An 11936-nucleotide genomic window follows, 5' to 3' on the forward strand; every position below is an offset into this window, starting at 1 on the left:
TGAAACAGGCAAAGTCACAGTCTGGAAACGGTGCGCAACCGCACAGGCAATCGTTCGTTGCTCCGGAGCGCGCGTTGTGGCATCAGACATTCAATCATAGCGAACGGATGAGTGCAGATCGTGGCAAACTTCGAGACCCGCCGCACGATGATGGTCGACACGCAGGTGCGACCCTCTGACGTGACAAAATTCCCCATCATTGATGCAATGCTCAGCGTTCCGCGCGAACGGTTCGTTCCGTCCTCGCTGCGCGAAGCAGCCTATGTCGGCGAAAACCTGACCCTGCCGGGCGGACGCACCATGCTGGAACCGCGCACTCTGGCCAAGATGCTGGACGCGCTGGATGTCAAGCCGACGGACGTGATGCTGGATGTGGGCTGCGGGCTTGGTTACGGGACTGCCGTCGCGGCGCGTCTGGTCGAATTCGTCGTCGCACTGGAAGACGACGAAACCCGCGCCGCCGAAGCGCAGGCCAACCTATCTGAAGCAGGCGTTGATAATGCGGCCGTCATGACAGGCGATCTGACGGAAGGTGTCGCTAAATCAGGCCCCTATGATGTCATCGTGATTCACGGTGCTGTCGAATACATTCCCGATACGCTGCTTGCGCAGTTGCGCGACGGCGGACGCATTGCTGCTTTGTTCACCAAAGGCGCGCTTGGGACTGTGCGGATCGGTCTGAAATCGGACGGGCGTGTGGATTGGCGCGATTCCTTTAACGCAGGTGCACCGGTCATTCCCGGCTTTACCCAAGCGCGGGTTTTCGCGCTGTGATGTTGCGCAAGGTCCTGCGGCAGGGTGCCGCCATCGTCTGCCTTGCCATGGCATCGACGACCATCAGTGCCGAAACGATCGCCGAATCGCTGGCGGATGCCTATACGAATTCCGGTCTTCTTGCGCAGAACCGTGCGGTTTTGCGGGCCGCTGACGAAGGTGTGGCAACCGCCAATGCTGCGCTTTTGCCGGTCATTAGTTGGGCGGCAACCGCAAGCCGGGACTACCCGCGCGCGGCGACAACCAATGTGATCACGGGCAGCGTGGCGTTGTCCGCTGATCTGACGCTTTACGATGCCGGATCAAACCGGCTTGCCATCGAGTCGCAAAAGCAGCTGGTGCTTGGCACGCGGGAATCGCTGCGCGATGTGGAACAGCAGGTGCTGTACCGGGCCGTTTTGGCCTATACTTCAGTGCGCAGCACGGCCGAATTTATCAACCTGCGCCAGAACAACCTGCGCGTTCTGAATCAGGAACTGCGCGCGGCGCAGGACCGGTTTGATGTCGGTGAAGTCACGCGCACAGATGTGGCCTTGGCCGAGGCCAGTGTCGCCTCTGCCCAAAGTCTGCTGAGCGAGGCACAGGGCGATGCCCGTCAGGCTGCTGCCGAATTTACCGCCGCTGTTGGCCGCGCACCGGGCAACCTTGCATCGGTCGCCCCGGCCCCTGTCGCAAAAACGCAGGCCGAAGCGTCGGCCCTTGCTGCGCGGAACCATCCAACTGTGCTGCAGGCGCAATATTCGGTGGCCGCAAATGAAATTGGTATCGAACGCGCCAAGACGGCCTACAAGCCGCAAGTGTCGCTGGGTGCCGACATTGGCGTCGATTTCGAGGGAAACACGGGTAATTCTGTCAATTTGTCGGTCGGCGGCCCGATCTATAGCGGCGGTGCATTGCCATCTGCCGTGCGCAGCGCAATGGCGCAGCGCGATCAGGCCCGCGCCAGCCTTCATCTTGCATCCATTAGCGTGCAACAAGAGGTGTCGAACGCCTACGCCATCCTTGAGGTCGCGCGTGCATCGCTGCGGTCCACGGACGAACAGGTCCGCGCAGCGCAAGTTGCCTTTGAAGGTGTCAGAGAAGAAGCGACCTTAGGTGCGCGAACAACTTTGGATGTGCTGAACGCAGAGCAGACGCTGCTGAACGCCCGGGCCAATGTGATCACCGCACAGGCAGCAGAGGTTAATGCCTCTTACGCAGTGCTGTCGGCCATGGGGTTGCTGACCGCAGAACATCTGAATCTGAACGTGCAGCAGTATGATCCTGAAGCCTATTACAATTTGGTAAAAGATTCTCCGGCAGCTTTGTCGGAACAGGGGCAGGCGCTGGACCGGGTCTTGCGGGCTATTGGCCAGTAACCTGCTGCAAACAGTAGGTTGTTCGGTAGCGGTGTTGCCGCTACTGTAACCCAAGCGCGGCGAAACCGGGATGAATCATGTCTGATCCGATGACCAATGTCGAAATAGAGGATGTCTTGTCGTCCATTCGGCGGCTGGTCGCGGAAGGCACACCCGGTAAGGCCGGCATGGCCCCAAAAGCGGCCCGTACAATGCCAAAGCTGGTCCTGACCCCTGCGCTGCGGGTCGATACGACACCCACGGCCAAGCCCCCAACCGATGCTGCCAAGCCGGCAAGCGGCGGGACAGAACCTATCAAGCTGCAAGAGGCGCAGCGGGTGGATGCCTTTGCGCAGCAGTCTGTATCCTTGGTCAAACCGGTTGAACCGGGCGGCGAACGGCTGGACCTGCTTGCAACGATTGCTGAACTTGAAGCTGCGGTGCGCGATCAGGCGGATGACTGGGAGCCGGACGGCACCGGCACCCCCACAGAGTTCAGCTGGGCGCGCGCCGGCTTTCGCAGCGATGTGCCGGTTGAGGACGCGCAAGAGGTAACTGCTGCCCCGGCAAATGTGTCCGCTTGGCCCAGAACATTGGTCGAGGCGGCCAAACGCTATGGCGACACGGCCGAGACGGCCGGTGATGACACGCCCGACGTGCAGGCGGCTGACGAAAGCAAACAGCATGCGAACGCGCCAGCACAGAATGAACAGGCGGATGACATTCCATTCCGCCATCATGCCCCCTCTGCGCCAGACGATCAGGCTGCATATCATGACGACCTGATCGGCGGACCGGAACTGGGCGAAGATCCGGAAGCCATGCTGGACAGCTATCTGTCCGACGACGCCATAATTGATGAGGCGATGCTACGCGATATTGTGCGGGATATTGTGCGGCAGGAGCTGCAGGGAAATTTGGGCGAACGCATTACCCGCAACGTCCGCAAGATGGTCCGGCGGGAAATTCACCGCGCGCTGACAACGCAAAGCTTTGATTAACCGCCTATCGGCGCGGCCATGTCAAGCAGGGCATCCAGATCCAGATGTGCGGCGATATGGTCGGCAAGCGCATCCAGCGTTGCCTGAACCCCGGCACCATAGTCTGCCGCGCTGACCGGCTTGCCCAGCCGCGCCAGATAGGCTGCGCGAAAGGCGTCCGCTGCAAACAGCCCGTGCAGATAACAGCCCATGATCCGGCCATCAGCGCTTTGCGCGCCTTCGGGGCGGCCATCCAGTGTCAGCCACGGGGTTTGCGTGGCGGGGCCTCTCGTTTGCCCCAAGTGGATCTCGTAGCCACTGACCGGATCGCCGGTGGGGCGGTAAATCGCATCGCTGAGCGTGACCCGTTTCTGCCGGCCCATGACAGTCGTAATGTCCAGATGCCCCAGGCCCGGGACGCTGCTGGGCGGTCCTTCGATTCCGTCAGGGTCGGCGATGGTCTGCCCCAGCATCTGATAGCCGCCGCAAATACCCAGCACGTGCCCGCCCCGCCGGATATGCGCGGCAAGGTCGATGTCCCATCCTTGCGCACGGAAATGGGCCAGATCGGCGATCGTCGATTTTGACCCCGGCAGCAGGATCAGATCCGCATCTAGGGGCAGGGGGCGCCCCTCTGGCACGATGTCGACGCTGACATCAGGGGTGGCAGAGAGCGGATCAAGGTCGTCGAAATTGGCGATGCGGTTGAGGCGGGGAACCGCAATTCGGATTGGCCCACCGGGGCGGCTGGCGATGTCCATCACATCCTCTGCCGGAAGCCGCCAAGCATCGGCAAACCACGGCAGGATGCCCAGCGGCATCCAGCCCGTGCGATCGGCGATTGCGGTCATGCCGTCGGCAAAAAGGCTCGGGTCCCCCCGAAACTTGTTGATGGCAAAGCCTTTGATCAGCGCCTCGTCGCTTGGGTCAAGCACGGCATGGGTCCCGACCAGCTGTGCAATTACGCCGCCACGATCAATGTCGCCAACAAGCACGACCGGCACACCAGCCGCCGCGGCAAAGCCCATGTTGGCGATATCGCCGGCGCGCAGATTTATTTCGGCGGGGCTGCCGGCCCCTTCGACGATGATCAGATCGCAGGTTTTGGCAAGAGCGTGAAAACTGGCCAGTACTTCGGGCAGCAATTGTGCCTTCATCTGGCCATAGGCGCGGGCCTGCACTGTGGCGATGCGTTGGCCACGCAGGATTACCTGCGCGCCGATGTCGGTTTCGGGCTTCAGCAGAACCGGGTTCATATCAACCACCGGATCGCGCCCGCATGCCAGCGCCTGCAAGGCCTGCGCCCGGCCAATTTCACCGCCGTCCACTGTCACGGCAGCATTGTTCGACATGTTTTGTGGCTTGAAAGGCGCCACCCGCAGACCGGCGCGGGTGGCCGCGCGGGCAATGCCGGCAACCAACATCGACTTGCCGACGTTGGATCCGGCCCCTTGAATCATGATCGCCTTTGTCACGCCGTTTATCCTTGTTTCACCCGCCGCACATATCTGCCACGGCGCACAAAAAAACGCGACCCCGGGGGGGCCGCGTTCAAATGTAGGATCACCGGTGCAATCAGGCGGCGCGCACGTCCTGTTCGGCAGCATTGCGGCGTTCGCTTTCTTCGCGGGACAGCGCAACAGAGGTGCGGACACCCTTGCCGACGAATTCCATAAGGCCGGTCACAACCCGTTCGTTCGGGTCGATGCCGGCGCAGGACAGCACTTCGCGGCCATCACGAGAGCGGGCCCAGCGGGCAATCTGCTCTGGTCCGTTGCCGTATTTCTTGTCATCCGCGATGGCGTCATCCAGCGCTGCAAGGACCACTGCCGCAAAGAGCTTGCGGGCGCGGTTGCCCTGTTCGTTGTTGAACGCTGTGCCGTCGACGAAATCTCTCATAGTAGGTCCTTCTCGATTCTTTTTAGCTCTTGTGGTTCCGGCGTGAAGGCCCTTATGCCTCATCGCATCTGATTCGGGCGACCTGTTTTGGAATGGCTGCCATGCATATGGCGCATGGCTTGGCGTCGTTTTATCGCGTATATAGTTGCCTTGCCAGCGACCCACGCGCCAGATATAGACCGCGTTACGTTAGCTTCAACCTTTCGCCACATTTTTGACACGAAGTGAATCATGCCCAAAATCAACGGTAACGAAATCCGCCCCGGTAACACTCTGGAACACGACGGCGGCCTTTGGGTTGCAGTCAAGGTCGATCATGTAAAACCCGGAAAAGGTGGCGCATTTGCACAGGTCGAAATGAAAAACCTGCGTGATGGTCGTAAATTGAACGAACGTTTTCGGTCTGCTGACAAAGTAGAAAAGGTCCAGCTGGAGCAGAAGGACCAGCAGTTCCTGTTCGAATCCGATGACATGCTGACCTTTATGGACAGCCAGACCTATGAGCAGATCGCATTGCCTGCAGATATTCTGGGTGACCGCCGCCCGTTCCTGCAGGACGGCATGATTGTTCACATCGAATACTACGGCGATGAGGCCCTGAACGTTACTTTGCCCCTGCGTGTGACCTGCAAGGTTGTGGAAACCGAGCCGGTCGTCAAAGGTCAGACCGCTGCAAACAGCTTCAAGCCTGGCATTCTGGACAATGGCATCCGTGTCATGATCCCGCCTTTCGTCGGTACGGATGAAGATATCATCGTCAATACGGAACTGTTCGAATACGTCGAACGCGCCTGATTGTTATCCTGGCCTGCTGTTCCGGTAGGCCAGTATTTGCAAAACGGTCATGCGATCCTCCCTTTTGATCTGGGCAGAGGATCGCCTTCAAACCTTAAAAAAATGTTACGCGTTCCCGGGAATATCGCCGGGATGCACCACAAGCCGCGCGCCGGTTGTGCGCAGATCGCTGGCGCGGTCATAGCGCAAGTAGGCAATCGCTTGTTGGCCCGCAACCGTATGTACCGTTCCCGCAACACGTTCGCCTGATGCAATTTCGTCGCCGGGCTGCACTGTGCCGTCGACGGTTACGCGCACCAGACCTTTGCGCAGGGTGGTCTTGTGCTTCATCCGGGCAACAATTTCCTGACCGACAAAACAGCCTTTGCGGAAATCGACGCCGTGCAACCTCTCGAACCCGGCTTCAAGGATATATGTCTCGGGGTGAAGCTCCACGCCGGTCTGCGGGATCAGGTGGGTGACGCGCAAGGCATCCCAGTCGGTCTGGTCACTGATATCCTGCGCGCCGTAGTGTCGCCACCCCAGTGCGTCATGCCGCGGATCGCACAGCGCGCCATCAGGGGCGGGCCCCGTCCCGCAAGATACGATGATCCCGGTCTGGGCAATTTGCACATCGGCGCGCAGGCGATACATCGTCAGACGCTGCAACAGTGCCGCTGCATGGCTGGCCGCAACGTCGATCAGAATACGGTCCGGTTCGTTGCGAATAAAGAAATCCGACAGATACTTGCCCTGCGGGGTCAGTAAGGCGGCGTAGACAAGGTTGCCGTCAGACTTGGTGACATTGTTCGTCACAAGGCCTTGCAGGAAATCGATCCGGTCAGCACCGGTCAGGGCCAGAACCACGCGGTCAGTCATGGGCGTCATCTTCTTTACTCTTGAACTGCATGGCATACAGATCGGCATAGATACCGCCGCGTTCAAGAAGGGCGTCGTGGGTACCTTGATCGACCACGCGTCCATGATCCATCACGACAATGCTGTCAGCATTGCGCACGGTAGACAGGCGGTGGGCGATGACAAGCGTCGTGCGCCCGACTGACAGCTTTTCCAGTGCCTCTTGCACCAGCGCCTCGGACTTGGTGTCCAGCGCACTTGTCGCCTCGTCCAGCAGCAGGATCGGCGTGTCGCGCAGCAGGGCGCGGGCGATGGCAACGCGTTGGCGCTGGCCGCCCGACAGGTTCGATCCGCGCGGACCGGCGGGGCTATCAAGCCCGTTTGGCAGTTGCGGTAGGAAATCTGTCACATGGGCGGCGTCCAGCACGGCGTTCAGGCGGTCATCGGTGATGCCCGTACGGCCCAGCAGGATATTGTCGCGCAGGGTTTCGTCAAACAACGCGGCATCCTGCGTGACGACGGAAAACAGCCCGCGTAGGGCCGCCAGATCCATCTGCTCGACGGGGGCGTCGTCAATCATGACTTGTCCGCCGGCTGTGTCCACAAGCCGGGTCAGCACATTGAACACAGTGCTTTTTCCCGCGCCAGAGGCACCGACCAGCGCCGTTGTGCGCCCCGCCGCAGCGGTAAAGCTGGCACCGCGCAGCACGGGCAGATCGCCATAGTTCAGCGCCACGTCCCGCAATGTGATTTGCGGCGCATTTACGGGGGCAGGGGCACCGTCTGGCGGCGACAGCAGGGACGGACGTTCATTAAAGATGCTGCGCAAGCGGTCGATACTGGCGGTGGCGACCTGCCATTGACCGCTGGTCTGACCCAGCCTGCGCAGCGGATCAAAGACCAGTGCCATGGCGGTAAAGAAGGACATGAACTCGCCCACGGTCTTGTTGCCGGCAATAATCTCTCCGCCGCCAAAGATCATGACCGCCAGAAAGCCGACGCCCGTCATCACGTCGATCATAGCGGGCACAGCGGCTTGGCCTGCGACGGCCTTGACCTCTGCCCCGACACGGGCGTCGGCAAGCGTGTCGTAGCGGTCCGATTGATAACGTTCCAGCGCGTTCAGCTTGATCGGATTGATGCCGTGAAATACCTCGTCCAGGCGGGTCGCCATGCGGCCCGCCAGATCACGCGCGGTGACAGAGCGGCGGCGCACATAGGCCTGCGCCAGCAGGGCGGGCATGATCAGAAACGGCGTGCCGACCAGTGCGATCAGCGTCCAGCGCCAGTCAACGGACAGGGCCACACCGAACAGAACCAGCACCGTAACCGCATCGCGCCCAAGACCGACAAGGATCGCGGACCAGCTGGAACTGACAACGGTGACATCGCCTTGCAGCCGTTCGATCAACTGGCCCGGCGGGTTGATCTGGTGATAGGCACTGTCAAGCTGCATCAGATGCGACAGCAAATCGCTGCGCATGCCGGCGGCGGCGCGCTGACTGGCGCTTTGCAGCAAGATCCGCTGCCCGGCAGAGGTGACGGCGCGGGTCAGAAAAATGCCCATGATGACAAAGCCGACGATCCAAAGGGCGCCATTATCACCGCCGATAAACACACGGTCGAACATCGGCTGGATCAGATAGGACAAAAGCCCCAGCATACCGCCTTCGATCATCATCATGACAACAGCCAGCGCAATGACCCAGCGATGCGGGTGCAGGTAGCTGCGCCAAAGCCAGCCAAACGCCTGTGTGCTTGCGGACTTGCTCATATCGACAACGTGCGGCGGCTGGCAAACAAGGCGCGGACGGCATTCGGATCGTATTCATCGCGCACCCAGTCGCGGATGGCGATGGGACCCTGTTCCAGCCGCGCGGCATAAACGTCCAGAAAGGCGTCCTGAATGCCTGTCTTGGTCCACTTCAGGTGCAGATATTTCATCGACAGATGCTGCCGCGCCTCGGCCAAGGGTATGCCTTGATCCAGCAGATACAGCACCGACACCAATCCGGCGCGGTCGGCACCAGACTTGCAGTGCATCAGGAACGGGCGCTGGATTGTGTCGAAGGCGTCGAACAGTTCCAGCAACTTGTCCCGGATCGGGGCACCGCGGGCGGCAAATTTGACGCTGACCAGATCAAGACCAAGGGCGGCGCATGCCTCTTTTTCCATCAGATAGGCGGGGGCATCGTTTTCGCCGCGCAGGTTCAGCACGGCCTTGATCCCCATGTCGCGATAGGCGCGCAGGCGGCTTTCATGCGGGTGGTTCGACCGAAATACGCCGGGGGCCACTTCGTCAAAGTTGGTCCAAGAATAGCGCAGAAAACCGTGATCAATCATCTGGTAATGCCACCACGCGCGTCTGCGGCTTGCGGCGTCGGTCAGCCCATGGGCGCGGCCCGGCCCTGAAAATGTCGTAAGGAGCTTGCGCAGCATGCGGGGGCCTTTGCGGTCAGGGCGACTGTGGCGTTATACCTAACCCCTTGGGCGCGGCGCGGCAAGCAAGCGCGCAGGTTGACGCTGCGCGGCGGCAGCGTAGTGTTCGCGGCGAAACCAGAATACGAAAGTCTGCCGATGTCCCTGTCCCAAGGTCGCGCCTATCTTGCCATTCCTGGCCCCTCTGTCATGCCGGATGCCGTCTTGCGGGCGATGCATCGGGCCTCTCCCAATATCTACGAGGGCGAGTTGCACGACGTGGTGGCCAGCCTGATCCCGGACCTGAAGGCGGTGGCCCGCACCACAGGGGATGTGGCGATCTATTCCGGCAATGGTCATGCCGCATGGGAAGCGTCGCTGGCCAACCTGTGCGCGCCCGGCGACACGGTGCTGGTGCTGGCGACAGGCCGATTTGGCCACGGCTGGGGTGAAATGGCCCGCGGGCTTGGGCTGAATGTCGAAGTGCTGGATTTTGGCCAGCAGGATGCGGTCGATGCGGCCCGGGTGACGGCCGCATTGAAGGCCGACAGTCACGGCCTGATCAAGGCAGTGCTGGTATGCCAGACCGATACCTCGACCGGGGTGCGCAATGATGTGGCTGGCGTGCGGGCGGCGATGGATGCGGCCGGACATGATGCGCTTCTCATGGCGGACTGCATGGCGTCGCTGGGATGCGATACCTTCGCGATGGACGACTGGGGCGTCGATGTTATGGTCGCGGGCTGCCAAAAGGGGTTGATGACCCCGGCGGGCCTTGGGTTCGTGTTTTTCAACGCCAAGGCGGCGGCGCGGCAGGTGGACCGGGTGTCGGTCTGGTGGAACTGGCAGCCGCGTGCGCATCCCAAGATGTTCTATGAATACTTCAACGGTACCGCGCCGACGCATCACCTTTATGGTCTGCGGGCCGCGCTGGACCTGATCAAGGATGAAGGGCTGGACAATGTCATGACCCGCCATGCCGTGCTGGCCCACGCGATCTGGGCGGCCTGCGATGTCTGGGGGCAGGGCGGCGCGTTGCGGCTGAACGTCAAGGATCCGGCTAACCGGTCCCATTCGGTCACGTCCATTGGCATGGAACTGGGACAGGGCGACAAGCTGCGCCAGTGGTGCGAGCATCAGGCGGGCCTGACGCTGGGTATCGGATTGGGGCGCGAACCTGCGGATGCATGGTTCCGCATCGGCCATATGGGCCATGTGAACGCGCAGATGATCCTTGGTTGCCTCGCCACGATCGAAGCGGGACTGATCGCCTGCGATATCCCCCATCAGGCGGGCGGTATCCGGGCGGCGGCAGAGGTGATCGCCGCCGCCTAGACCTTATTGCGGATGAGCGGCAAGCCAGTCATTCATCTGCGCAATTTCAGCGGCTTGGGCGGCAAGGATATCTTCTGCCAGTGCCTTGATCTGCGGATCAGTTGTCGTTTGCAGTACAGTGTTGGCCATATCGATGGCGGACTGGTGATGGGGCACCATGCCGGCCATAAAGTCATAGTCGGGATTGCCCGTCATCGGCATGTCGCCCATCATGCCGGCATGATCCATCGGCATATTGCCGTGGTCCATACCCGACTGTCCGCCGTGATGCCAAAACATCATACCGCAGATCCCAACGGCTGCACCGATGGCCAGTCCGGCGATTGCGCCAATGGTCGTTGATATCATGTAAGCTCCTGATTGCGTTGAATGCAGGATTGGCGCTTTTCTGTCGCTGCCGCAAGCGGCGCGTTGCGCGCCTTCAGCTTTGTGAACGCGCGGTATCAAGGGCCTGCGGCAAAGCAGCGGCAAAGGCGGCGATATCCGCCTTTGACCCGCAACTGACGCGGATGCAGCGGTCATGCGGCGCAACGAAAGGCATGCGCACGAAAATACCCGCATCACCCAGAGCAGCCAGCACACGGCGGGCAAAGGTGCCGTCCTGCCCGCAGTCGATGGTCACGAAGTTTGTAGCAGAGGGCAGCGGCACCAGCCCGTTGTCGCGGGCAATCGCGGCCAGATCGTCACGGCAGGCGGCGACCTTGCCCTGCACCTGCGCCAGCCAGTCCTGATCCGCCAGCGCCGAAAGTGCCGCGGCCTGACTGCTGCGGTTCATGCCGAAATGATTGCGTACCCGGTCAAACGCGGCGATCAGCGGTGCCGGCCCGATCGCATAACCAACCCGCGCACCCGCAAGGCCGTAAGCCTTGGAAAAAGTGCGCATGCGGATGACGCGGCTGTCATGCGGCGCGACATAGGGCGCGGTGCCATCGGGTGCGAGGTCGATATAGGCTTCGTCCAGCACCAGCAGGCAGCCTTCGGGTACGGCGCTGATCATGCGTTGCAGTGTCGCGGCGTCGTGGTGGCTGCCCATCGGATTGTCGGGATTGGCGATGTAGATCAGCTTTGCGCCGACCTCTTTAGCCTTTGCGATCAGGCGGTCGGGGTCTTCGTGATTGCCGGCATAGGGGACGCTGTGCAGCACGCCGCCAAAGCCGGTGACGTGATAGTTGAAGGTCGGATAGGCGCCGGCGCTGGTCACAACCGTATCACCGGAGGCAACGATGAGGCGCACCAGATTGCCCAGCAGCGTGTCGATGCCTTCGCCCACCATGATGTGGTCCGGGTCGATATCGTGATGCGCGGCAAGGGCCTGGCGCAGGTCATGCGCCTCTGGATCAGGGTATTGCCAGATACCGGCGGCAGAAGACTGCAGCGCCGCGATGGCCCGCGGTGAGGGACCAAAGCCGGATTCGTTTGCCCCAAGGCGGGCGGCGAAGGCCGCGCCGCGCCTGCGTTCCTGAGTTTCGGGGCCGACAAAGGGAACAGTGGCAGGCAGGGATTGCGCCAGAGGGGTCAGGCGGGGGTCTGTCGGGTGTGGCAAGGGAGCCTCCGGCTGGCG

The 11936-nt window shown here is 61.3% G+C and carries 12 protein-coding genes; 5 read left to right on the forward strand and 7 right to left on the reverse strand.

The genetic code is table 11. The annotated features are described in order from the left end of the window. Positions 1-120: 120 nt before the first annotated feature. From SJY10_RS05765 to SJY10_RS05775, 3 genes are all read left to right on the forward strand, one after another. Complete coding sequence (locus tag SJY10_RS05765) at positions 121-774, forward strand: protein-L-isoaspartate O-methyltransferase (RefSeq protein ID WP_386680414.1); 654 nt, start codon at positions 121-123, stop codon at positions 772-774. Then, positions 774-2132: a TolC family outer membrane protein gene (locus SJY10_RS05770; protein WP_386684530.1), complete on the forward strand. Its 1359-nt coding sequence runs from the start codon at positions 774-776 to the stop codon at positions 2130-2132. The genes SJY10_RS05765 and SJY10_RS05770 overlap by 1 nt, the downstream gene beginning before the upstream one ends. A gap of 77 nt (positions 2133-2209) precedes the next feature. After that, positions 2210-3112, forward strand: a complete 903-nt coding sequence (locus SJY10_RS05775; protein ID WP_386680416.1) for a hypothetical protein — start codon at positions 2210-2212, stop codon at positions 3110-3112. Here the strand turns inward: SJY10_RS05775 and SJY10_RS05780 are convergent. Then, entirely contained in the window at positions 3109-4566 is a 1458-nt protein-coding gene (locus SJY10_RS05780; RefSeq protein ID WP_386680419.1) for a cobyric acid synthase, read from the reverse strand. The genes SJY10_RS05775 and SJY10_RS05780 overlap by 4 nt on opposite strands. Before the next feature lie 100 nt (positions 4567-4666). Further along, positions 4667-4990 (reverse strand): DUF6280 family protein, encoded by a 324-nt coding sequence (locus tag SJY10_RS05785; RefSeq protein ID WP_386680422.1) that lies wholly within the window; start codon positions 4988-4990, stop codon positions 4667-4669. Positions 4991-5221: 231 nt separating this feature from the next. Between SJY10_RS05785 and efp the strand changes: the two genes are divergently transcribed. Then, complete coding sequence (gene efp / locus SJY10_RS05790) at positions 5222-5785, forward strand: elongation factor P (RefSeq protein WP_386680424.1); 564 nt, start codon at positions 5222-5224, stop codon at positions 5783-5785. Between the two features lie 105 nt (positions 5786-5890). Here efp and SJY10_RS05795 read toward each other — a convergent pair whose 3' ends face one another. Genes SJY10_RS05795 through SJY10_RS05805 form a run of 3 tightly spaced genes read right to left on the reverse strand, consistent with a single transcriptional unit; the run spans position 5891 to position 9061 of the window. Beyond that, complete coding sequence (locus SJY10_RS05795; RefSeq protein ID WP_386680426.1) at positions 5891-6643, reverse strand: YgfZ/GcvT domain-containing protein; 753 nt, start codon at positions 6641-6643, stop codon at positions 5891-5893. Continuing rightward, entirely contained in the window at positions 6636-8396 is a 1761-nt protein-coding gene (locus SJY10_RS05800; protein ID WP_386680428.1) for an ABC transporter ATP-binding protein, read from the reverse strand. The genes SJY10_RS05795 and SJY10_RS05800 overlap by 8 nt, the downstream gene beginning before the upstream one ends. Beyond that, entirely contained in the window at positions 8393-9061 is a 669-nt protein-coding gene (locus SJY10_RS05805) for a tyrosine-protein phosphatase (protein ID WP_386680430.1), read from the reverse strand. The genes SJY10_RS05800 and SJY10_RS05805 overlap by 4 nt, the downstream gene beginning before the upstream one ends. Positions 9062-9199: 138 nt before the next feature. On the opposite strand from SJY10_RS05805, the gene SJY10_RS05810 reads away from it, so the two are divergent. Further along, positions 9200-10375 (forward strand): pyridoxal-phosphate-dependent aminotransferase family protein, encoded by a 1176-nt coding sequence (locus SJY10_RS05810; protein ID WP_386680432.1) that lies wholly within the window; start codon positions 9200-9202, stop codon positions 10373-10375. A 3-nt stretch (positions 10376-10378) separates the two neighbouring features. On the opposite strand, the gene SJY10_RS05815 is transcribed toward SJY10_RS05810, so the two are convergent. Both SJY10_RS05815 and SJY10_RS05820 read right to left on the reverse strand, forming a co-directional pair. Next, a complete protein-coding gene (locus SJY10_RS05815; protein ID WP_386680434.1) occupies positions 10379-10723 on the reverse strand; it encodes a DUF305 domain-containing protein in 345 nt (114 codons plus the stop codon). Positions 10724-10796: 73 nt separating this feature from the next. Next, positions 10797-11918 (reverse strand): pyridoxal phosphate-dependent aminotransferase, encoded by a 1122-nt coding sequence (locus SJY10_RS05820; RefSeq protein ID WP_386680436.1) that lies wholly within the window; start codon positions 11916-11918, stop codon positions 10797-10799. Positions 11919-11936 lie beyond the last annotated feature (18 nt).

Source organism: Loktanella sp. R86503 (genome assembly GCF_042466455.1).
Taxonomy (GTDB): Bacteria; Pseudomonadota; Alphaproteobacteria; order Rhodobacterales; family Rhodobacteraceae; genus Loktanella.

Bases quoted from the DNA above. Each gene is read 5' to 3' on its own strand.
- SJY10_RS05770 (WP_386684530.1), top strand. From the start codon at position 774: ATGTTGCGCAAGGTCCTGCGGCAGGGTGCCGCCATCGTCTGCCTTGCC.
- SJY10_RS05800 (WP_386680428.1), bottom strand. From the start codon at position 8,396: ATGAGCAAGTCCGCAAGCACACAGGCGTTTGGCTGGCTTTGGCGCAGC.
- SJY10_RS05785 (WP_386680422.1), bottom strand. From the start codon at position 4,990: ATGAGAGATTTCGTCGACGGCACAGCGTTCAACAACGAACAGGGCAAC.
- SJY10_RS05795 (WP_386680426.1), bottom strand. From the start codon at position 6,643: ATGACTGACCGCGTGGTTCTGGCCCTGACCGGTGCTGACCGGATCGAT.
- SJY10_RS05805 (WP_386680430.1), bottom strand. From the start codon at position 9,061: ATGCTGCGCAAGCTCCTTACGACATTTTCAGGGCCGGGCCGCGCCCAT.
- efp (WP_386680424.1), top strand. From the start codon at position 5,222: ATGCCCAAAATCAACGGTAACGAAATCCGCCCCGGTAACACTCTGGAA.
- SJY10_RS05810 (WP_386680432.1), top strand. From the start codon at position 9,200: ATGTCCCTGTCCCAAGGTCGCGCCTATCTTGCCATTCCTGGCCCCTCT.
- SJY10_RS05815 (WP_386680434.1), bottom strand. From the start codon at position 10,723: ATGATATCAACGACCATTGGCGCAATCGCCGGACTGGCCATCGGTGCA.
- SJY10_RS05775 (WP_386680416.1), top strand. From the start codon at position 2,210: ATGTCTGATCCGATGACCAATGTCGAAATAGAGGATGTCTTGTCGTCC.